A 288-nucleotide genomic window follows, 5' to 3' on the forward strand; every position below is an offset into this window, starting at 1 on the left:
TTTTGGAGATGCAAAAGTTTATGAGAATGCTCGTATTTATGATGAAGTTAAGATTTCTCAAAATGCCGAGGTTTGTGGATTAGCTAATATTAACGGAAATACGAGAATTCCTCAAGATATAAAAATCTAACAACCAAACCAAACAACTTTTAACACAAGCGTGATTCACGCCACGGGGGAATTGCGCGCAATGGAGGAAAGCAAAATGAATGAACAAAACACGAACTTAACAGAAGTAAACAAAACAAACAATTGTGAAGTCAAATCTACAGCTATGGAACTTATTTT

The sequence above is a fragment of the Bartonella sp. AA83SXKL genome (genome assembly GCF_042196965.1).
GTDB lineage: Bacteria > Pseudomonadota > Alphaproteobacteria > Rhizobiales > Rhizobiaceae > Bartonella.